This is a genomic window from Streptomyces sp. NBC_01716 (assembly GCF_036248275.1).
Lineage (GTDB): Bacteria > Actinomycetota > Actinomycetes > Streptomycetales > Streptomycetaceae > Streptomyces.
Map to the genome: position 1 here is coordinate 746,959 of NZ_CP109181.1, position 20,626 is coordinate 767,584.

The 20,626-nt window shown below is 70.5% G+C and carries 17 protein-coding genes; 5 read left to right on the plus strand and 12 right to left on the minus strand.

What is annotated here, in order from left to right; genetic code table 11:
- Positions 1-18: 18 nt before the first annotated feature.
- The 3 genes from OIE74_RS03210 to OIE74_RS03220 form a co-directional block, all read right to left on the minus strand.
- The gene (locus tag OIE74_RS03210) at positions 19-1,023 is read right to left on the minus strand and encodes a helix-turn-helix domain-containing protein (RefSeq protein WP_329378172.1); all 1,005 of its coding nucleotides are present in this window, start codon (positions 1,021-1,023) and stop codon (positions 19-21) included.
- A 140-nt stretch (positions 1,024-1,163) separates the two neighbouring features.
- Entirely contained in the window at positions 1,164-4,943 is a 3,780-nt protein-coding gene (locus OIE74_RS03215) for a S8 family peptidase (RefSeq protein ID WP_329378173.1), read from the minus strand.
- A gap of 296 nt (positions 4,944-5,239) precedes the next feature.
- Positions 5,240-6,130 carry an NAD(P)-dependent oxidoreductase gene (locus tag OIE74_RS03220; RefSeq protein WP_329378175.1) on the minus strand — a complete coding sequence of 297 codons (891 nt, stop codon included), beginning with the start codon at positions 6,128-6,130 and terminating at the stop codon, positions 5,240-5,242.
- A gap of 158 nt (positions 6,131-6,288) precedes the next feature.
- Here OIE74_RS03220 and OIE74_RS03225 point away from each other — a divergent pair, with 158 nt between their 5' ends.
- Complete coding sequence (locus OIE74_RS03225; RefSeq protein ID WP_329378177.1) at positions 6,289-6,621, plus strand: winged helix-turn-helix transcriptional regulator; 333 nt, start codon at positions 6,289-6,291, stop codon at positions 6,619-6,621.
- A 90-nt stretch (positions 6,622-6,711) separates the two neighbouring features.
- On the opposite strand, the gene OIE74_RS03230 is transcribed toward OIE74_RS03225, so the two are convergent.
- From OIE74_RS03230 to OIE74_RS03240, 3 genes are all read right to left on the minus strand, one after another.
- A complete protein-coding gene (locus tag OIE74_RS03230; RefSeq protein WP_329378179.1) occupies positions 6,712-6,933 on the minus strand; it encodes a helix-turn-helix domain-containing protein in 222 nt (73 codons plus the stop codon).
- On the minus strand, positions 6,933-7,424 hold the full coding sequence (locus tag OIE74_RS03235) for a DUF2975 domain-containing protein (protein ID WP_329378181.1): 492 nt from the start codon (positions 7,422-7,424) through the stop codon (positions 6,933-6,935). Before OIE74_RS03235 ends, OIE74_RS03230 begins: the two co-directional genes overlap by 1 nt.
- Positions 7,425-7,769: 345 nt before the next feature.
- Entirely contained in the window at positions 7,770-8,735 is a 966-nt protein-coding gene (locus OIE74_RS03240) for a pirin family protein (RefSeq protein WP_329378183.1), read from the minus strand.
- A gap of 136 nt (positions 8,736-8,871) precedes the next feature.
- Between OIE74_RS03240 and OIE74_RS03245 the strand changes: the two genes are divergently transcribed.
- Positions 8,872-9,213 (plus strand): tetratricopeptide repeat protein, encoded by a 342-nt coding sequence (locus tag OIE74_RS03245; protein WP_329378185.1) that lies wholly within the window; start codon positions 8,872-8,874, stop codon positions 9,211-9,213.
- Between the two features lie 17 nt (positions 9,214-9,230).
- Here the strand turns inward: OIE74_RS03245 and ligD are convergent, their stop codons facing one another.
- The 6 genes from ligD to OIE74_RS03275 form a co-directional block, all read right to left on the minus strand.
- A complete protein-coding gene (ligD, locus tag OIE74_RS03250; protein ID WP_329378187.1) occupies positions 9,231-10,199 on the minus strand; it encodes a non-homologous end-joining DNA ligase in 969 nt (322 codons plus the stop codon).
- 39 nt (positions 10,200-10,238) lie between these two features.
- Positions 10,239-10,628 carry a WhiB family transcriptional regulator gene (locus OIE74_RS03255; protein WP_443076010.1) on the minus strand — a complete coding sequence of 130 codons (390 nt, stop codon included), beginning with the start codon at positions 10,626-10,628 and terminating at the stop codon, positions 10,239-10,241.
- 300 nt (positions 10,629-10,928) lie between these two features.
- Positions 10,929-11,426, minus strand: a complete 498-nt coding sequence (locus OIE74_RS03260) for an ATP-binding protein (RefSeq protein ID WP_329378189.1) — start codon at positions 11,424-11,426, stop codon at positions 10,929-10,931.
- 314 nt (positions 11,427-11,740) lie between these two features.
- Positions 11,741-12,133: a hypothetical protein gene (locus OIE74_RS03265; RefSeq protein ID WP_329378191.1), complete on the minus strand. Its 393-nt coding sequence runs from the start codon at positions 12,131-12,133 to the stop codon at positions 11,741-11,743.
- Positions 12,134-12,170: 37 nt separating this feature from the next.
- On the minus strand, positions 12,171-12,458 hold the full coding sequence (locus OIE74_RS03270) for a hypothetical protein (RefSeq protein ID WP_329378193.1): 288 nt from the start codon (positions 12,456-12,458) through the stop codon (positions 12,171-12,173).
- 113 nt (positions 12,459-12,571) lie between these two features.
- Positions 12,572-13,363, minus strand: coding sequence for a VOC family protein (locus OIE74_RS03275; protein WP_329378195.1), 792 nt, complete (start codon positions 13,361-13,363; stop codon positions 12,572-12,574).
- A 229-nt stretch (positions 13,364-13,592) separates the two neighbouring features.
- Here OIE74_RS03275 and OIE74_RS03280 point away from each other — a divergent pair, with 229 nt between their 5' ends.
- The 3 genes from OIE74_RS03280 to OIE74_RS03290 all read left to right on the plus strand — a co-directional run bounded on the left by OIE74_RS03280 (position 13,593) and on the right by OIE74_RS03290 (position 20,626).
- Positions 13,593-14,684 carry a magnesium and cobalt transport protein CorA gene (locus OIE74_RS03280; protein WP_329378197.1) on the plus strand — a complete coding sequence of 364 codons (1,092 nt, stop codon included), beginning with the start codon at positions 13,593-13,595 and terminating at the stop codon, positions 14,682-14,684.
- Between the two features lie 173 nt (positions 14,685-14,857).
- Positions 14,858-17,128 carry an excinuclease ABC subunit UvrA gene (locus OIE74_RS03285; RefSeq protein WP_329378199.1) on the plus strand — a complete coding sequence of 757 codons (2,271 nt, stop codon included), beginning with the start codon at positions 14,858-14,860 and terminating at the stop codon, positions 17,126-17,128.
- 108 nt (positions 17,129-17,236) lie between these two features.
- Positions 17,237-20,626: a hypothetical protein gene (locus tag OIE74_RS03290; RefSeq protein WP_329378201.1), complete on the plus strand. Its 3,390-nt coding sequence runs from the start codon at positions 17,237-17,239 to the stop codon at positions 20,624-20,626.

The window sequence follows — 20,626 nt, forward strand, 5'->3', positions numbered from 1 at the left end:
TCCTGCGAGCCGGCCCCGTCACAGCCAGCCCCGCCTGGCCGCCTGCCAGGCGAGCTGCATACGGGTGGTCGCTCCGGCGAGTTCCATCATGTGCTGGATATGGCGCTGCACGGTGCGCCGGCTCAGCCCCATCTGGCTGGCGATCGCCTTGTCGGCCACGCCCGCCACGAGCAGGGACAGCAGCCGCCTGTCGATGGAGGAGAGCGGGTCCGGTGCGCCGGCTCCGTCCGTCCCCGCGACCGCCCCCGAGTCGTCGACGTCCAGCGGGACGGCGTCCTCCCAGTAGCGTTCGAACAGGGCGATGAGGGCGGCCAGGAGGTTGCTGTCCCGGACCAGCGCGGCCGTCGGCTCGTCGGGGCTGCCCTGCGGCCCCCCGGGCACCAACGGGCAGACGGCGATGGCACGGTCGGCCACGGCGAGCCGCAGCGGCAGATGAGGGACGGATCTGGCGATCTCCCCGGCACGCACGCCCTCGACGACGTTGTCGACCGCGCCCTCGTCGTCGAAGAAGGCCTTCTCGTACAGCACCCGGTAGGTCACGCCCCGGCCCAGCGCGTCGAACTCCGCGTCGTTGCTGCCCGACGGCATGGCCACGTACTGGGCCTTGCAGAACCAGAGCATCTCGTCGCGCGCGCTCGCCTGGATCTGCCGCAGATGCTGGCGCAGGGCCTCGCCGCCGGTGATGACCTCGATGAGCTGGCCCGCGTCCTGCCGGCGTGCGGTGTCCCGGTAGGTCTCCAGGAGACTGGTGACTTCGACGCGGGCCCGGTCCAACGCGTCCGAGTTGCGTTTCAGCCGGGGGGTGAGCGCCACGTCCGGGGGTGTCGCGCGGTACTGACGCGGCACACCGTCGGTGTGGCTGGCCATGCCCTTGGCCGCGAGATCGGTCAGCACGCTCCGGGCTTCCACGACCTCCAGACCGACGCGCTCGGCGACGTCGGCGGCCTTGAGCGGACCCGTCGTGATGAGAAGCCGGTAGACGTCCTCCTCGACTGCCGATACCCCGGCGGCCTCCAGCGCCACTGCGCCCTCCTGAGACCTCGGCCCCCACGCGCTCACTTCACGCACCCTCGAACGTTGAATACCGTACTGCATCGTGTGCACAGCACACCGATGGGCAGACGGCTTCCACCGCCTGCCCACCCGTGCGCGACGACTCCCCGCTAGCCGCGGTGGAGATACGCGCGTTCGACGGTCTGCCGGACACGGTTGCCCGCGGAGTCCTTCGCGGTGACACGCAACGTGACGTACGCGTCGCCCCGTTGCCGCTTCGGCGCTTCGATCTTCGCCGAGAAGGCGCCGGATCCCCGGCTCTTCACCGTGGCACGCTCCCAGCTGTCGCCGTCGTCGTAACTCGCCTCGACATCGAGGCTCACACCCCGCGGCGCGGCCAGTCCGTCCTGGGCCCGGACGGTCAGCCCCACGGAATGGGACCGGCCGGGGCCGACCGAGTTGCGGACGTCGACGGGTACGTCGTAGTCGAGTTGGAGCAGCGGCAGCGCCGCCGTTCCACTCGCTGCTCCGGAGCGGAACGACCACGACGTCTCGGTCGCCGTCCCGAAAGCCCATTCGGGGGACACCCGTGACGTCGTCAGGTCCAGCCGGTAGTCGGCCGCGCCGGACGGCACGGTGAAGTCCGTCCAGGCGCTTTCGGCCTCGGCGGTCTTCTTCCCGTCGCGGTACAGCACTGCCGCCGCGGTGTCGCCCGGCTGAGCGTTCCGCGCCTGACCGGAGGTGCCGATCCCGCCGCCGTCGGCGGCAAGCCGCGACCAGTGCCCGCCCGTCGAGTCGGTGAACTCCGGGATCCGCAGCGAGAGCACGTTCCCCTCACGGACCGAGGGGTTCCTCGTGGCGCGCGGGATGGACGGCCGGACCACCGCGCCCTGCCACACCTCGGACGTGCGCTCACCCGGCCGGTAGGTGCGGGCCGTGTCCCTCATGCCCACGTTCAGCGGCGTGTCGACGTCGAAAGTGGTCTCGTGGTGCACCAGATGCTGCCAGCTGGTGTCGCCCGCACTGACGTACTCGGTGCGTTCGAAGCCGGTCGGTACATGGCGGGTGTACTGAAGCCACGCCGCGTCCTGGTAGGGGCGCCGGGCGAAACGCTGTTCGGCCGCCCACGGTGATCCGCCGTTGTCGGCGTACGAGGTGCGCACGACCGCGCTGTTGCGCTCCGACACCGTGTGCACCACACGTTCCGGAATCCGCTGGGAGGACACCTGCATGACGTCGTAGAGGTACGGGCTGCGCGCGGTGCCGGTGAACCGCACCGACGTGGAGCGCTTGTCGATCCGCTTCAGCAGCTCGGCGCCCACCTTCGCGCCGACCCGTACGGTGGGCAGGGCCCGGCGTTCGCCGTCCGGCCGCCAGCGGGTCCAGGCGATGTCGCTGAAGTGGACGAGCATCAGACCACGGGCACCGGCCGCCGCCGCCTTCTTGGCGAGTTCGCCTTCGTCCTCGCCCTCCTCGTTGGTGACGACGGCGAGTTTGCCGCGTGCTTTCCCGAACTCGGGGGCCTTGGCGTCGCCCGCGTCGACGGCGGTGAGACGCTCGCCCCGCTCGTCGAACAGGGGCGAGGTGGGCATGTAGTAGGCGTTCAGGTCGAGTTCGGTGCCCGGCACCGTCGTTTCCAGCAGAGGCGCGCTGAGTTGCCAGCGGGACGCGAACTCGAACGTGCCGTCCGTGACGGCGGGGGTGGGGCTGACGTACAGGCGTTTGGCGACGTCGAAGTACATCGTGCCCTGGATCAGGCCGTGTCCGTCGATCTTCCGGTACGTCTGGTAGCTGATGATGCCCCGCTGCTCGGCGGGGCGTGGTGTGCGGATGTCGACCAGCGTCGTACGGCGCGCGTCGAGGGTGACGGGCATGTCCTTGGTGACCTTCACCTCGGGCACGACGACATGACGCAGTTCCTCTCCGTCACCCGCCTTGTCCAGGGTGGAGTAGTCGAGTTGGTACGTGCCCTCCTCGACCTCGGCCACGGCGGACTCGGTGTCGGTGTACCCCACGAACCCGTTGGCGCCCCAGATCGTCGGCAGCGCGTGGACGCGCTTGCCCTCGTGGTCGTACGTCCTGACGGTCAGCTTGTGGGTGGGGCCCTGCACGACCAGGCTCACCGTGGTGTGGACGGTGGCCGAACCGTCCGACGGCGTCGCGGTCACGTGCCCGTAGTAGTCGCCCTGCGCCGCGCGGGCGGGGTCCACGGTGAGGGGTATCTCGGCCGTCGAGCCGGGCCCGACCCGTACGGAGTCGGCGCCCAGGCGCACAGCACCGGCCGCGGGTTCCCGGCCGCCGGTGGTCGCCAGCTTCAGACCGAGCGAGAGCGTGACCTCCTTCTCGGAGGAGTTGGTGTAGCGCAGCGTTCTGGTACGGGTCTCACCTGTACCGGTCTCGAACGGGCCGAGCGCGACGGTGCCGGTGGCGGTCACCGGACCGAGCGCGGCGGCGGCCAGGTCGATACGGCCACCACCCTGTTCGGTGACCTGCTGGCCGGCGACGGTGCGCGCGGTACTGATCAGCGCGTCCTTGATCCGCGCGGCCGACCACTCGGGATACCGCTGGGCGAGCAGAGCCGCGGCTCCCGCCACATGGGGCGTGGCCATCGATGTCCCCGATGCCGCCACATAGTTCTCGTCCACGGGATCGCCCATGGCGGTGCCCGTGGCGCGGGCCGCCACGATCCCGACGCCGGGGGCCGTCATGTCGGGCTTGACACCGTCGTCCCCCACCCGGGGACCACGGCTGGAGAACGGGGCCAGCGAATCGTCCCGGTCCACCGCGCCGACCGTGAGCGCGGCATCCGCGGCGCCGGGGGAACCGATCGTCCCCGTTCCGGGGCCGCTGTTGCCCGCGGCCACGACGAACAGCGCGTCACTGCTCTCGCTCAACTCGTTCAGCGCGACGCTCATCGGGTCGCTGCCGTCGCTCGGAGCGTCCGAGCCCAGGCTCATGTTGACGACATCGGCCCCCTGCGCCGCGGCCCATTCCATCCCCGCGATGACCTGCGACTCGGTTCCGAAACCGTCGTCGCCGAGAACCTTCCCGATCATCAACTCGGCGGCGGGGGCGACTCCTTGACGGGTGCCGCCCGACGCCTGGCCGCTGCCGCCGACGATCGAGGCCACGTGCGTACCGTGTCCGAACGCGTCGCCCGTTCCGGAGCTGCCGGAGAAGTCCTCGGCCGAGGCTATCCGGCCCGCCAGGTCGGGGTGGGTCTGATCGGCGCCGGTGTCCAGGACGGCCACCTTGACGTGCTCACCGCGCAGACCGGACTTCCATACGTCGGGGGCCCCGATCTGGGCGGTACTGCGGTCCAGGGACGCGCTCACGCGCCCGTCCAGCCACACCCTGGGCGTGGCGGTGACCGCGGCGGCGTTCATCGTCCGCCCGGTGGGCGCGAGTCGCTTCCAGAACGCCCCGAGGTCGTCGGAGGTGACACGGACCGACCGGGCGTCGATGCTGTCCAGGCGCCGGCCGGGAGAACCGTCGTCGGCGAGGGCGGTGAGCCGTCGCACCGCGGAGTCCGCGACCCCGTCGGCGCCCGCCACGATCAGCGGGAGTTCCGCGGTATGGGCCTCGTCGTACCGCTGCGCGACGAGCGCGGTCACGTCGAACAGCTTCTTGTCCAGACGCCCGGCGGAGACCAACTCCCCGGCGTCGGAGGGCAGGACGGTCAGTCGACCGTCCTCCTCAAGAGTCCGGAAGATGATGCCCTTACGGCCCTTTCCCGGCTCGACCGAGACGACCCGGCCGTCCTGGCCACCACCGCTGAGGGTGACCCGGTCGCCGGTGATGAGGCGCACGGAGACACTGCCCGTCCCGGCCCCGCCGCTCGCCGCCGGCTTCTCCCGTACTCCGTTGGTAGTGGCCGACACCGGCGCCACGGCGCCGGCGGCCAGAGTCAGTCCCGCCGATATGGCCGCCACAAGGCGGATCCGTCTCATCTGGTGCCATGCCTTCCGTTGTGCGAAGTGAGGAGTTCACCTGCCGCACAGACTCCTGTGAAGGCGGATGGGTGTCACTGAATTCCGGTGGCACAGGTGTGACATGTCCCAACGGCGACACGCGGCCCTGCCGAGAGCGCCGCGAACGCCGCGTCGCGGGGCGGAAGCCGCCCGGGGCGGGATCGTGACCTCGATCGAGCGGACCGCGTACCTGCGGTCGTCGGCACTCCGAACATCACCGACCTGCGATTCACGGTGATCCGTCACACTCGCTGAGCTCAGTGAGTGCCGTCTCATCACGCCTTCGGTGCCGGCTTCCTGAGTACTTCGGTCAGGGCCGAGATGCTGTGGTCGCCGTGACCCGCCGCAGCCGCCCGCTCCACCAGGTCGTGCAGTGGAGCGAGCCAGGCCACGTCGACGTTCGTCTCCTTGGTCAGTTCCAAGTCATGGGCCGCGCCCGCGAGGAAGAGGTTCACGGAGGAGGCGGCATCGGTGTAATCACCGCTGTCGATTTCCCCGGCGTAGACCGGCAGCAGAGACTTGATCATGTCCAGCCACTTCCCGGCGAACCGCACCATGCTGCTCGCCTCCAGCCCACGGGCCTGAACGGCCGCGGCACCTTGGAAGAAACCGACGAGCGCGGGCAGCAGCATGGCGCCCACGGCCATCTCGTACAGGGCGGCGAGGTCCGTCTCTTCTCCGAGATGGACGGTGTCGCCGCCCAGCACCTTCAGCGTCGTCTCGTACTCGTCGAACACCGTCTTGTCTCCGCTGTAGTACAACAGCGTGCCCGGCGCTCCCACGGCCTCCGGCACGTTCTTGACCGCTCCGGCCAGAAACCGGGCGCCATGGCCGGTCGCCCAGGCAGCCATGGCACGGGCGCCGGCGGACGAACCGCTGTTCAACGTGACGAGGGCACGCCCGGACAGCGCCGCCGCGGCCGGTTCCAGGGCGGAGCGGGTGTCTTCGAAGGTGGTCAGGCATGTGATGATCAGCGGGCTCGCCCCGACCGCGGCCTCCACCCCCCGGGCATGGACGGCGCCCTTGGCCACCAGCGGTGCGGCCTTGGCCGGCGTGCGGTTCCACACCGTTGTCGGGTGCCCCGCGCCGGCGAACGCTCCGGCCAGCGCCCGGCCCATCGATCCCAGCCCGACGACGGTCACGGGTGTGGGGGCATCCCCGGTCATGTGTCACTCCAGTCAGCAGTCGGATGGTTGAGCAGCCGGGCACTCGCCGATCAGCGCGTCCGGCGCGGCTCGCAATTCCATTCTGGAAGCCCCACATACATTTGATCAAGTACCTACAATTCTGTTCGGTACCCACACTTTTGTCAGTAGGAGTGCTGATGACCAAGCGGAGCTATACCTGCGGACTCGACGCCGCCGTCGCCGTCATGGGCGGTAAGTGGAAGGGGCTGATCCTGTTTTCGCTCGGTGAGGAGGGGGCGCTGCGTTTCGGGGAGTTGAGGCGGTCGGTGCCCGGCATCAGCGAAAGGATGCTGATCCTTCAGCTCCGGGAGATGGAGGCCGGCGGCCTGGTGCACCGCGAGGTCTACCACCAGGTCCCGCCCAAGGTGGAGTACTCACTGACCGAATTCGGCAGCTCCCTCAACACGGCACTCGCACCACTCGGGGAGTGGGGCGAGAAGCACATGGAGCGCATCGAGGCCATCCCCTAGCCGGCCCTTCGTCCCTCCATGGGCATTCGGCCGGTCCTTTGCCGCATATCCCGGGCATCGCCCCGCCAGGACTTCGGCGACAGGCGCGGTTCATTCGCCCGCGGCGTCCTCGGCCTCCCAGCGAAGCAGGTCGCCCGGCTGGCACTTGAGCACCTCGCAGAGCGCGGCGAGCGTCGCAAAGCGCACCGCCTTGGCGCGGCCGTTCTTGAGTACCGCCAGGTTGGCGGGCGTGATCCCTACGCGGTCCGCGAGCTCGCCCACGGACATCTTCCGCTTGGCCAGCATCACGTCGATGTCGACGGCGATCGGCATCAGATCACCTCGTTCAACTCGGCCTGCATCTGCGCCGCTTCGACGTCGCGGGCGACGGCCTGGGCGAGCAGCATCCGCAGCACGAGCACGATGAGCGCGACTCCCAGGATGGCCACGCCGATCCCGCCCATGATGAGGGTGACGCCCGGGTCGTCCCGCTGGCCGGGCGCGTTCAGGGCCGTGACCGTGAACCACACGAGGGCAGCCGCGACGATCGCGCCGATGATGACGTCCACGTACCGGAAGGCGGCGTGGGAGAACACGGTTGCGCGTCGCACCATCGTTACCAGCCGCCATACGCAGACGAGGGCGGCCTGGGCCGTGCCGATGCCCAGGATCGTGATCACGCGCAGCGGGGTCAGCGGGAGCGACCCGTCCTCCGGGTCACTCCCGCTGACCAACGCCCACACCATCAATGCCTGTACGAACACGGTGCCGGTGAGCACCACCACGAGCACGGCGCGCAGCGCGCGTACTGTCAGCTTCCCCATGACCTATCCTTCCATCGAGCTACGATGGAAATCTATCGAATCTCGATAGATCACGCAAGAGCTGCGCCGGAGGGTGGGCGGCGGTCTCGCACCATGGCGGGATGCCGCCGTCCCCTCCCGCGGCATGGCGCGATGCGAAGGTTTTCGATCTTGCCGAAGTTGTAACCGGCTCGGAGGAGTGCATGGATCCGGTCTGGCGGATGGCGGCGTCGCAAGGTCCGGCCTCGTCCGCCTGCTTGCCGCCTGTCGACTTCACGGACGTCGCGAAGTCGGGAGAGGCCGCCGGTGATGAACCGGCCCTCGATACCTCAACCCGCAGGCCGGCGGCGTTCGACTCAGGCCAGGTCAGCGCACTCGGCCGCGTGGTTTCAGGGCCACCGGCGGGAGGTCCGGAGCCGGAAGGCGGGTGCCGGCGTAGCCCTTTACCTCGCCGAAGCGGGACTCGTTCGTCCACGCCTTCCGGGCCTCTTCGATCTCCTCGTGCGAGCGGCCGATGAAGTTCCACCACATCACGATCTCCTCCTCGAACGGCTCGCCGCCCAGCAGCATCAGGCCCGCCTCGGAGTCGGTGCGGAGGGGGAGTTCCGTGCGGCCGCAGCCGAGGTAGAGCATCGAGCCCGCCGGGACCGGGACGCCGTCGACCCTCGCCTCGCCCGACATCGCCAGGACCGCGTACTCGAAGTCGGGGTCGAGGGGCAGGCGGGCGTCCGTGCCCGGGGTGAGGGTGAGGTCGGCGCCGACCAGGGGGGTGTACGTCGTGCCCGGCGATGTGGCGCCGTCCAGGGTGCCCAGGATGACCGTGGCCGTCAGGCCCGGGGCCGTGACCACGGGGAGGTCCGCGTGGTGCTGGAAGTGCGGGTCCACGTCGCGGTGGGCGTCCGGGAGGGCGACCCAGAGCTGGGCGCCGTGCAGGAACCGGGCGTGGGAGCGGGGGCTCTCCTCGGAGTGGCTGATCGCGTGGCCCGAGGTCATGAGGCCCAGTTCTCGGGGGCGTACCGTCTGGAGGCTGCCCAGGCTGTCGCGGTGCAGGACCTCGCCGTCGTGGAGCCAGCTGACCGTCTGCAGTCCCATGTGCGGGTGGGGCGGCACCTGCATGCCGGGCTCGTCGGCGATGTCGTCGGGGCCGTAGTGATCGACGAAGGCCCACGCGCCGACCATGCGGCGCCCGAGGTTGGGCAGCAGCCGGCGTACTTCCGTGGACTCGCCGAGCTTGACGTGTCGGGGGCTGAGGAGTTCGCGCACCGGTTCGGCGACGACGAAGCCACGGCCGCCGCAGACGGAGAGCGTCGCCTGACGATCAAGATTGCTCATGGCGCCCAACCTAATCCCGTCCGGCACCCCAGGGCAGCATCCACGCGATAACGGTCGCATAGGTAGTGGAATGTTCAACCACCTCATCGTGTTGTGGGGTGGTGTAAGCGATCAGCCGGGCCCCAAGGGAGGGCAAGTGAAGAACACCTACTACGACTTCGGGACCGCCGCGGAGCGCTGGGCGCGTGCTCAGCAGTTCTTCGACGCCCAGGAGTACGTCACGGCCGCGGGCATCCTCGAAGGGCTCGTCGCCGAGGCTCCGGAGCAGGTCTCGACCCGGCTGCTCCTCGCCCGTGCCTACTACCACTCCGCCCGGCTCCGGAAGGCCGAGACCGAGCTGCTCGCCGTGCTGGAGCGGGACCCCGTCGAGCAGTACGCGCGCCTCATGCTGGGCCGCACGCTGGAGCGGCAGGGGCGGGACGGCGACGCCGGACCGCATCTGCGGATGGCCGCGGCGCTTGCGGGTGAGTTCGCGTAGACGCGCGACCGGCGCCGCTAGCGCAGGGCGTCCAGCCGTCGTCGCGCCGGGCCCAGTGACCTGCCCCTGGCCGGAATGTCCGACCAGGGGCGGGTGCGCGCCTGCTCCAGCACGTTCGTCACCGTCCAGCGCCGCGCCGTGACCGCCGGATCCGTCAGCTGGTCCCAGCTGATCGGCGTCGCGACCGGAGCGCCTTCCTTCGGGCGTACGGAGAAGGGCGCGACGGCCGTCTGCGCGTACGCGTTGCGCTGGACGTCCAGATAGAGCCGGCCCGCGCGGGCGTCCGTGCGCTGCTCCGTCGTCAGCCGGTCCGGGTCACGGGCCGCCAGTACGCGCGCCGCGTCCATGGCGAAGGCCCGTACGTCGTCGAACGCCGTACGCCGGTCCAGCCGGACGATCACATGCAGCCCCTTGGAACCCGTCGTCATCGCCATCGCGGGCAGCCTCAGCTCGTCCAGCAGTTCGCGGAGCAGCAGCGCGGCGGCGCGTACGGGCTCGAAGTCGTCCTCCGCCGGGTCCAGGTCGAAGTCCAGCCGGTCCGGGTAGTCGGGGCGGTCCGCCCGGGACAGCCAGCGGTGGAAGGTGATCGTCGCCTGGTCGGCGAGGAACACCAGCGTCGCGGCGTCGTCGCACACGGGGTGCGTGACGGTCCCGCCCTTCTTCGGCATCTCGGCCTGCCGCGCCCAGTCGGGATAGTTGCCCGGGATGTTCTTCTGCATGAAGCGCGGGCCTTCGAGACCGTCCGGGTGGCGCTCCAACATCAGTGGTCTGCCCTTGAGTTCGGGCAGCATGTAGCGGGCGACCGAGCGGTAGTGCTCGACGAGGTCCGCCTTCGTGAAGCCGCTCCCCCGGCCGGTGCCGGAGGACCCGGAAGGGCCGGAGGAGCCAGTCGCCGGGAAGAGGACCTTCCGCGGCCGGTGGATCCGCACGGTCCGGCGGCCCGCCCGGACGCTCCCCTCCCCCGCGCTACCGGAGTCCGCACTCATCGCGCTCACGCCTCCTCGGCCGCGGCCACCGGACAGGGCCTAGTGGGTACGGGGCCGGCGCCTGCCGCCCGGCCCCGAGGACTGCCTGCCGCGCGGCGCGGGCACCCCGCGTTGTTCGTTGCGGCGCAGCCGACGGCGTTCCTCCTCGTCCGTACCGCCCCAAACCCCGGACGTACGGCCCGTGTTGAGCGCCCATTCGAGACAGCGGCTCTCCACCGGGCAGCCGTGGCACACCGCCTTGGCGCGCTCCACCTGCTCGGCGGCGGGATCGGAATCCCCCACCGGGAAGAACAGTTCGGGATCGGCGCCCGCGCAGGCCGCGTCCCGCAGCCATTCCCACGCCTCGGCGCCGGAGCCCGTCCGGCTCCCGTCCGTCGTATCCGTTGTTCCCGTCGTTCCCGTCTGATCGACGTGCGACCGCGCAGTCATTCAGTCCTCTCCCCGCACCACATTCCAGTCCTGATCCACCGTTTCCTGACGTCCTTGGCCGTCTCTGGCCTCGTGTTCACGCGCCGTGACACGCGCCGGCAGGCAGGTGCGCAACCGCCCCTCGCGCTTGGGCGATCGGCCGAGTGTCCCTATGGGGCCCCTCGGACCCTGGTCCCTTTCCATTTCCATGGCCAGCTCCTTCTTCCTGGTTTCTTGGCATTGGCGGGCACGGGCACGTGTCAGAGCGCGTACCCGACGTTCCCCGCCCGACACGGACCACGCGTTACGGGCTGAACGGCGTCAGACCGAGGCCAGGGACGGCGCGAACGCCGGCGCGAGCGTCACGGCCGGAGCCGGCTCCTTCGCCGCCGCGTCGGTCCCGCCGCCCGGGACGTTCGGCAGGCGCAGGATGTTCTGCGGCGCCTCGACGCTCCTGGTGAACCAGACGACTTTGCCCTCCTCCGTGCCACAGGTGCCCCAGCTGTCGCTGAGCGAGGCGAGCCTGGCAAGTCCGCCGCAGCCGGCCGACGGGAGTCGGGGCAGCTCAGGACCGTTGTCGGAGACGGCGGCCGTGAGATGCCGGCCGGTCCAGCGGAGTTCGACCATGCACTTGTTGTCCTCACCGACATGGCGGTGGACATTGGTCAGCAGTTCGTCGATGCCCGAGCAGACCGGGTCGACGTGCCGGTCGAGATTCCAGTGTCGAAGGTGCGCGGCGACAATGCGCCGGATTTGCGATACGCGCTCCGGAGAGGCGTGCAATTCCACTACGTAGTAACGGCTCAGTGGAATCGTCATGATCGAGGCTCCTCACACAGAGGCCCACGTACTTCACCTCGTTGTTGCAACGACCCCCGAATACGAAGCGTGAGCGTTAGCCACTTCTGGGTCACTGAAAAGATTGACCCGACGGAGCCGAATGCGCAACTTCTCGGATTCCCCGCCGATTGCCGCGGTCGTCCGTGGGCCGTCGTGTGCGACGGCGGCTCGCGAGAAGACACCCAGGTCGGAGCGGGTCCGCGGCCGGTCTCGCCGCCCGCCGGAGGCAGCGGGGGCGGCCGGCCGAAATCGTCTGCACCCGGAAGCCACGTTTACCTCCGGCCCCGGGGTCGTCAGACACGGCGCGTGTCCAGCCGCAGCTGGGCCTCCTGTTCCTGGTCGCCCGCGGCCGTACCCAGCACCTCCACGGCGAACGCCCCGGTCAGCCCCTCCTGGAGCCTCGCGACCGCCCAGTAGCCGCCCTGGATGTCCGCGGTCACCGGCTTGGTCAGCCGGGTCGGGCCGGCCTTCTTCCGTACCTCCGACACGTCGAAGGTCGAGCACCACACCGTCGGGCGGGCACCCGCCACTTCCTCCGGCCTGTCGTCGGGCGCGCGGTCGGAGGCGAAGACGGTGCGCAGCGCGCCGAACACGGCGTCCGCGTCCTTCGCCTCGCAGCCGCTGATCTCCACCGTCACCTCTGTGTCGGCGCCGTGTGACGCCTTGGGCTTCTGTGAGCTCTTCACTGTGGGTACCTCCGCTCGGAAGCGTGCGCCGGGCCGGTCAGCCCGACGGCTCGTCGGGGATGTCGGGAAGCTCCGGATCCGGGAGCTCTTGGTCGGGCTCTTGGTCGGGCTCTTGGTCAGGCTCCTCCGGGACGTCTTCCTCGTCGTCCGAGCCGGGATCGCCCTCCCGGTCGGGATCAGGGCCGGGATCGGGTTCGCCGGACGAGCCCAGCCCCTCGACCCGCACGTCCAGCGGATCCTCTCCGGGCCGGGCGGTCTGGTCGGGCAGGTCCCTCGGGACGGCCGCGCCCTTGCCATCGGACTCGCCCGGATGTCGGTCGTTCACCGTGATTCCCTTCGTCGCCGGGTCTTCGCGCGGTGGTCCCGCGGTCCTCGCCGCGTACCCGCTCGCGGCCGGTGAAACCGGTCGTACGGACCCCCGGGCCGACGGCCGGTCCTTCAACGCCCCGTCAAGGTGAAGAGCCCGCCGTCGGGGTCGCGCAGCGTCACCTGCTCCGCCTCCTCGTACGCGGTGGTCTCAGCCATCACCACGGTGCCGCCCATCTTCTCGGCGGTCTCGGCCGCGGTTCTGACCGCCTTCACGCCGTCCACCGGGAAGGACACATGCCAGCGCGGGCGCATGTGCGGATCCATCGCCGCCTCGATGCCCCCACTGCTCATTCGTGCCACGACATTCCCGGAACCGTGTCCCGTACGGAGCACGACATGGTCCTTCTCGTAGCTGACGTCGATGCCGCCGGGTCCGTCGTCGGCCCAGCGCAGCACCTCGCCGTAGAAGATCGCCGAAGCGATGGCGTCGTACGTGCGCAGTTCCAGCCTGAAGGGCGGTTCGCCGAGCTTGACCGTGGCGTCGGGCAGCGGTTCGCCCTCCCAGAAGCCGAAGACGGCGCCGTCCCGGTCGGCGGCGAGCGCCGCCCGACCCATCTCGAAGGCCAGGGGACCCACGGCGACCGTGGCGCTGCGCTCCCGGATACGCGACGCCGTCGCGTCCGCGTCGCCCACCACGAAGTACGGCGTCCACGCGACGGCCACCTGGAGGGTGGGGGCCAGCGCGCCGATGCTCGCGACCGGTACGCCGTCGGCCTCGGCCACCACGAACTGGTCGCCGAGCTCGGTCGGGCGGAAGGTCCAGCCGAGTACGGCACCGTAGAAGTTCCGCGTGTCGGCGAGGTCGCGGGCCAGCAGGCTCGCCCAGCACGGCGCCCCGAAGACGGGATGCCTCGGTGCCATGGCCACTCACCTCACTCCGGTCGTGCCGGTGGTTGCCCCGGTACTCCCCTCCGCTCCCTGACGACTGTGCCAGCAGAGCACGCGGCCCGCATGTCGCCCGGCCTCCGCGGCCCCAGGTGCCCGGAGAGACAGCCGCACCGGCCCCGGCGATCAGGGGTGACTGGCGACGGCGCCCATCGGGTGGTGGCAGACTGTCCGCCGATCCTTCGAACGGAGCCCCCAGGTGCCCATGATCCGTCGCCTCCGCCGGGCGGTGCGGCGCGTCTACCGCAGCACTGTCGACCTCAGCCACCCGGCCCGGTCGCCGCTCGGCAGCGCCGTCGTGAACTGTGTGGTCTACATCGACGGCATACGGCAGCCGGGCGACTGCCCGGCCGAGGAAGCCGTACGACGGGTCCGCAGGTCCGGCAGGGGCTTCGTCTGGATCGGTCTGCACGAGCCGGACGAATCCGAGTTCAAGGGGCTCGCCGAGCTGTTCGGGCTCCACCCGCTGGCGGTCGACGACGCGGTGCACGCGCATCAGCGGCCGAAGGTGGAGCAGTACGACGACACGTTGTTCGCGGTCTTCAAGACCTGCCGCTATGTCGAGCACGAGATACTCACCGCCACCAGCGAGGTGGTGGACACGGGTGAGCTGATGGTCTTCACCGGACCCGACTTCGTGATCACGATCAGGCATGGCAGGCACGGTTCGCTCGGCCCGCTGCGGGAGCGGCTGGAGGCGGCGCCCGAGCGGCTGGCGATGGGGACGTCGTCCGTGCTGCACGCGATCGCGGACCAGGTGGTGGACGACTGTCTCGTCGTCGCCGACGCCGTCCAGGACGACATAGACCATGTGGAGACCGCCGTCTTCAACGAATCGGCGGGCCGGGCCGACCGGGGCGAGGCCGGGCGCATCTACCAGCTCAAGCGTGAACTGCTGGAGCTGAAGCGGGCGGTGGCCCCGCTGGACCGGCCGCTGGGAATGCTGGCGAACCGGACGATGCCGGGTGTCACTCCCGCCGTACGGCCGTACTTCCGCGACGTCACCGACCATCTGGCCCGGCTCACCGAGCAGATAGCCTCCTTCGACAATCTGCTGGACTCGATCCTCCAGGCCCATCTCGCGCAGGTGACCGTCGCGCAGAACGAGGACATGCGCAAGATCACCGCATGGGCCGCGATCATCGCCGTGCCGACGATGGTGTGCGGGATCTACGGGATGAACTTCGAGCACATGCCGGGCCTGACGTGGACGTACGGCTATCCGGCCGTCGTCGCTCTCATGGCCGCGGCGTGCTACGTCCTCCACCGCAGCTTCCGCCGCAACGGCTGGCTGTAACACCGGCCGTACTCCGCGACACCGGCCGCACTCCGCGCCGAAGCACCCTGTCGTGACCCCGTGCGTGACGGCCGGACAAAGCACGGGCATTCGTTCGAAAGTATGTGCGACTCTGATTGGGTACGGTGTACGCTGGCTGCTCGTCGCTCGCCGAGAATCACGAGGAGCAGTCCGTGAACATCCCAGCCGCCGACAGTCACCACGTGATCCAGGTCCGCGGGGCCCGCGAGAACAACCTGAGGGAGGTCTCGGTCGACATCCCCAAGCGCCGCCTCACGGTCTTCACCGGCGTCTCGGGATCCGGCAAGTCCTCGCTCGTCTTCGGCACCATCGCCGCCGAGTCCCAGCGCCTGATCAACGAGACGTACACGGCGTTCATCCAGTCGTTCATGCCGAGCATGGGCAGACCCGACGTCGACTCGCTGCACAATCTGAGCGCCGCGATCGTCGTCGACCAGGAGCGGATGGGCGCCAACTCCCGTTCCACGGTGGGCACGGCGACCGACGCGTACACGATGCTGCGGATCATCTTCAGCCGGCTCGGCACCCCGCACATCGGGACGTCGACCGCCTTCAGCTTCAACGCCGCCGAGGGCATGTGCGCCGAGTGCGAGGGGATCGGTCAGGTGTCGAAGATAGACATCGACCAGCTCGTGAACCGCGAACTCTCCCTGAACGAGGGCGCGATCACCGTCCCCGGCTTCCAAGTGGACGCCTGGTACTGGCAGATCATGGTGGCCTCGGGCTTCTACGACCCGGACAAAAAGCTCAAGGACTTCTCACCCGAGGAGTGGGAGGTCTTCCTCCACAAGAGCGCGACCAAGGTCAAGGTCGGCTCCGGCAACATGACGTACGAGGGCCTCATTACCAAGCTCAACCGCACGATCCTGGTCAAGGACCGGGACTCCATGCAGTCCCATGTCCGGGCCTTCGTGGACCGGGCGGTCGTCTTCGCCGAGTGCCCGTCCTGCGGTGGCAGCCGGCTGAGCACCGCCGCGCTGTCCTCGAAGATCGACGGCGTGAACATCGCGGAGTGTTCGGCGATGCAGATCAGCGACCTGGCCGAGTACATACGGAAGTTGGACGATCCGGGCGTGGCGCCGCTCCTCGGCAATCTGCGGGACCTGCTGGAGTCGCTGGTGGAGATCGGGCTCGGATATCTGAGCCTGGACCGCGTCTCGTCCTCCCTCTCCGGCGGTGAGGCGCAGCGCGTGAAGATGGTCCGGCATCTGGGCTCCAGCCTCACCGACGCCACGTACATCTTCGACGAGCCCACGATCGGGCTGCACCCGCACGACATCCGGCGGATGAACGACCTGCTGCTGCGGCTGCGGGACAAGGGCAACACGGTGCTGGTCGTCGAGCACAAGCCCGAGGTCATCGCGATGGCCGACCATGTGGTGGATCTCGGGCCCGGCGCCGGTACGGCGGGCGGGCGGATCTGCTACACCGGCGACGTGGCGGGGCTGCGCGCCTCGGACACGCTCACCGGGCGGCACCTCGAACACCGGGCGCGGCTACGGGAGTCGGTGCGCGAGCCGAACGGGCGGCTGTCCATCGAGGGCGCCGATCTGCACAATCTGAAGAACGTGAGCGTCGACATCCCGACCGGTGTGCTGAGTGTGATCACCGGGGTCGCGGGGTCGGGGAAGTCCTCGCTGATCCATGGCTATCTCTCCCACAGGGACGGCGTGGTGGTGGCCGACCAGTCGCCGATCCGGGGGTCCCGGCGGAGCAACCCGGCGACGTACACGGGGCTGTTGAGCCCGATCCGGACGGCGTTCGCCAAGGCCAACGGGGTCAAGGCGGCGCTGTTCAGCGCGAATTCGGAGGGTGCCTGCCCCAACTGCAACGGTCTCGGGCTCGTCTACACCGACCTCGCGATGATGGCGGGCGTCGCCTCGGTCTGCGAGGAGTGCGAGGGCAAGCGCTTCACTCCCGAGGTGCTGACGTACCGGCTGAACGGCAAGAACATCAGCGAGGTGCTCTCCATGTCGGTCGCGGAGGCGCACGACTACTTCTCCACCGGGCAGGCGCACGCGATCCTCGGCCGGCTCACGGATGTGGGGCTGAGCTATCTGCGGCTCGGCCAGCCGCTGAACACCCTGTCGGGCGGGGAGCGGCAGCGGCTGAAGCTGGCGATCCAGATGGCGGAGAAGTCGTCCGTCTACATCCTGGACGAGCCGACGACCGGGCTGCACATGGCGGACGTGGACAAGCTGCTCGCGCTGCTCGACCGGCTGGTGGACGCGGGCAACACGGTGATCGTGATCGAGCACCACCAGGCAGTGATGGCCCACGCGGACTGGCTGGTCGACCTGGGTCCCGGCGGCGGGCACGACGGCGGGCAGATCGTCTTCACGGGTACGCCGGCCGATCTGGTGGCGCACGCGGACACGCTCACCGCGCGGCATCTGCGGGAGTACGTCGGTACGAAGCCGTAGGCCCGGTACGCGGTCCGGAGACCGTAGTGGTGAAGCCCGGCGGATCGGCTGTACCGGCCGCGTAAATCCGCTGGGCTCGCGGTCCGTCCCACCGGCACAATCACGGTCATGTCACTCACCGTCGACCGTCTGCTTGTCGCGCTCGAACCGCTGTCGTACCCGGAGCGTCTCAAGCACCTTGCCCGCCATGTCCGTTCGCTGGCCTCGCACGACGAACTGTCGTCCCTGGTCGAGGAGTTGGCGAACCGTGGCAGGTACGAACGACGGCTCGCGGCGTTCGCCGCGCTGGTCGGCCGGCACCTGGACTTCCTGGCCGGGCGGCTGACGGACCCGGACCCGGTGGTACGGGCGTACGCACTGCGCGCCGCGCGCACGCTTCCGCTCCCGGACGCGTCGATCGAGACGGCGTACGAGGACGCTTCGGCCGACACGCGTCAGCGGCTCGGCGAGGCGATACTCGCGAGCGGGCGTACGGCGCTGGCGGAGCGCCTGGTGCCGAGGCTGCGCACGCGGTGGGGTGACTACGCGGCGGCGAAGCTACTGCCCGTCTGTTCCCCGGAGTTCGTCGCGGCGGCGCTGCCCGGACTCTCGTACGCCGTCGAGTCCTGGACCAGACTCGGCGTCAACTTCCCCGACCAGGTGCTCGACCACGCCGAGCGGGAGATCGCGGACCGCCCGCTCCCGGAGCGCAACGCCGCCTGGCACCGGTACGCCGACGGCATGGCCGCGACCCTGACCAGTCGCCCCGGGCGGGTGCTGTCGATGCTGGAGCGGCACGGCCCCGACACGCTTCCGGCGGCGCTGCTCCAGCGGCTGAACGAGTTGGTGGCCTTCGACGCGGACCGCGCCGTACGGCTGCTGATCCCGCAGGACCGGGGCGGGCCTTCGTACGCGCCGTTCCCGTCGGTGTCCGTCCTGCGGCGGATCGTCCGCGCCGATCCGCCCTCGCTGCCACTGCTCGGACGCCACTGGGGCGGGCGGCACCCCGGCTTCCTCCCCGAGCTGCTCAAGGTGCTGCCGCCGCACCGCCGGAGCGACTTCTTCGACCTGTCGACGCGGGATGTCGCGGTGGACTCCGACAGGCTGCTTCCGGTCCTCGCCCTGCTGCCCCGCGAACGCCGCTGGGCGGAGGCGCGGCGGTGGGCGGCGCGGCGCCGCGAGACGGGGAGGTCCTGGTACGAGGTCCTGGAGCTTGTCGCGTACGGCCCGGTCGCCGATGCGCGTGCCGAACTCCTCGCGGCGACCCGCCGTCCTGACGCGGGCGACCGCGCCCTCGCCTGGCCGCTGCTGATCGCCAACGCCGCCCACTCCCGTGACCGGGACGCCGTGCACGAGACGCTGAAGGAGCTGCTGCGGCTGCGCAACGAGCAGGATCCGGTGCGCGGCGCCGCGCTCGGCGCGCTCTCGGACCTGCGCCCCGATCTGTTCACGGCCGGGGACACGGGAACGCTGGACCGCGTCCTGCGGGACGCCCTTGAGTCGCGGGACTTCTCCTTCGGCACCACAGAGGCCCTGCGGGGCCTGGCGGTCAAGCTGCTCCGCGAGAACACCGGGGGCGGTGAACAGGCCCTGTTGGTCTGGTCGTTGGGCGCGCTGGAACGGATCGACGCGCATGTGGGTATGAGCCACCTCGGCCCGCTCGACACGACATTGCGGCACGGTCAGGAGCATCTGGTGCTCGACGCGCTGCGGCCGTGGCTGGTCGCGGCGACGGAGAAGGCCGACTACGGGCTGTTGTTCACGCTGACCAGCTCGCTCGGCAGGCGGGCCCATCGGATGCCCGTGCTCCAGGGCCTGCTCGAAGAGGCCCTGAAGCACGGCGACAACAGCGACTTCGCGTCGGCGGCGAGGTTCTGGCTGGAACCGCCGTCGACCCGCGACGAGCGGGTGGCGAGGATTCTGGAGCTGGAGCCGTCGGCCGCCGTACTCGCCCCCGTCCAGCGGGTCCTGACGGCTCGTCGAACCGATCTGCTCGACGTGCTGCTCGACGGACCGCCGCCGTACGGCCGTTTCCTCCAGCGCGGTGCCCGCCGGCCGCTGCCCGACCTCCGGTACGCCGACCGCTGGTTGCCGCGTCAGCAGGAGGCGGCGGGCGCCATGGCCGCCGCCGTGGCCGGTGACACGTCGCTGCCGCTCCACCCGCGCGCCGTCGCGATCCGGGCCGCCGCGACGGTCCCGGAGCACGGGCGCGCGCTCGCCCTGCGCTACGCCGAGTCCCCGGAGGTGGTACTGGCCGAGGCCGCACTGGCCGCGCTGGTGTGGGCGGACGATCCGCAGGACGCACTGCCTGTACTGCTGGCCCACGCCGGGGACGACCGCGCGCGGGTGGCGGTGCACGCCGCGTCCCGGGCCGCGCGTTTCGTCGCGCCGTCCCAACTCGCCGAGCGGCTGGGTGCGTTGCTCACCGCCGAGGAGGGCGTGAAGGTGACGGGCCGGAAGGAGGCGGTACGGCTGGCGGCAACCCATCTGCCGCTCCCCCGGGCGGCGGCGCTGCTCTCGGCGGCGTTCCACGCGCCACCCTGGCACCCCGACGTACAGGCAGCCGTCGTGGCCTTCGCGACCGGCCTCCTCTCCGAGGAGGAGACGTGGTCGGTCCTCACGGCGGCAACGCGAGGGGAACCGCGGGTACTTCAGGCGGTCGTACGGACCTCTGCCTGGTCCCTGCCGGAGGTCCACCGCCCCCGGTACGCCCGCCTGGTGGGCGAGGTCTGCCGGGCGGCGGACATGGATGCGGCGACGGCCGGGCTGCGGGTGCTCCCCCAGTGGGCGCGGTACGCCCCCGACGCGGTGGAGGGACTGTCCGAGCGGGTGACCGACCTCGGCGAGGGAGAGGGGCCGCGTGCCGTCTGGCGATGGGCCACGACGACGATCGTCCGGCTCGCCGTCTCCGGCCTGCCGCATCCGGTGGGCGGGGCGGCGCCGGGGAGCCTGCTGCACGGCACACTGACGGCGCTGCTCCCGGCGATAGCCGCCGGTGAACCCGGCACCCCGCCGGACCGGGACCTGCCGTCCCGGCAACGAGTGCTCGCACTGCTCTCCACGCTGCCGGACCGCCCGAACGGCGACACCCGCCCGGTGCTGGAGGCCGTGGCGGAACAACTCGCCGCCGTACCGGCACTCGCCGGAGCCCGCGCGGTCCTGCTCCGCAGCCTCGTCGACCTGGACGCCGACCTGCCCGAACTCCTGGCGCGCCTGCGGGACTTGACGACCAACGCGGCCGGCCGCCCCGCGCTCGCGGCGGCGACGGCGAACCAACTGCGCAGCCGAATCAGCCACGGCGCCCCGCCGTCCGACCCGACGACAACCCTGACGGCCGCCACCCACCTGACCACCGCCACCGACCCGTCCTCGGGCCTCCTGGCGGTCGCCCTGGTGTCCGCACTGGGCGACCGCCTGGGATGGCCCGACGACTGGCGCAGGGCCCTTCACACGCTGCGCGCCCACTCGTCGGCGGACGTCAGGGACGCGGCGTTCGGGGTGGTCATCCGGACGGAGTGA

Bases quoted from the DNA above. Each gene is read 5' to 3' on its own strand.
- OIE74_RS03215 (WP_329378173.1), bottom strand. From the start codon at position 4,943: ATGAGACGGATCCGCCTTGTGGCGGCCATATCGGCGGGACTGACTCTG.
- OIE74_RS03220 (WP_329378175.1), bottom strand. From the start codon at position 6,130: ATGACCGGGGATGCCCCCACACCCGTGACCGTCGTCGGGCTGGGATCG.
- OIE74_RS03225 (WP_329378177.1), top strand. From the start codon at position 6,289: ATGACCAAGCGGAGCTATACCTGCGGACTCGACGCCGCCGTCGCCGTC.
- OIE74_RS03230 (WP_329378179.1), bottom strand. From the start codon at position 6,933: ATGCCGATCGCCGTCGACATCGACGTGATGCTGGCCAAGCGGAAGATG.
- OIE74_RS03235 (WP_329378181.1), bottom strand. From the start codon at position 7,424: ATGGGGAAGCTGACAGTACGCGCGCTGCGCGCCGTGCTCGTGGTGGTG.
- OIE74_RS03240 (WP_329378183.1), bottom strand. From the start codon at position 8,735: ATGAGCAATCTTGATCGTCAGGCGACGCTCTCCGTCTGCGGCGGCCGT.
- ligD (WP_329378187.1), bottom strand. From the start codon at position 10,199: ATGAGTGCGGACTCCGGTAGCGCGGGGGAGGGGAGCGTCCGGGCGGGC.
- OIE74_RS03255 (WP_443076010.1), bottom strand. From the start codon at position 10,628: ATGACTGCGCGGTCGCACGTCGATCAGACGGGAACGACGGGAACAACG.
- OIE74_RS03260 (WP_329378189.1), bottom strand. From the start codon at position 11,426: ATGACGATTCCACTGAGCCGTTACTACGTAGTGGAATTGCACGCCTCT.
- OIE74_RS03275 (WP_329378195.1), bottom strand. From the start codon at position 13,363: ATGGCACCGAGGCATCCCGTCTTCGGGGCGCCGTGCTGGGCGAGCCTG.
- OIE74_RS03280 (WP_329378197.1), top strand. From the start codon at position 13,593: ATGATCCGTCGCCTCCGCCGGGCGGTGCGGCGCGTCTACCGCAGCACT.
- OIE74_RS03290 (WP_329378201.1), top strand. From the start codon at position 17,237: ATGTCACTCACCGTCGACCGTCTGCTTGTCGCGCTCGAACCGCTGTCG.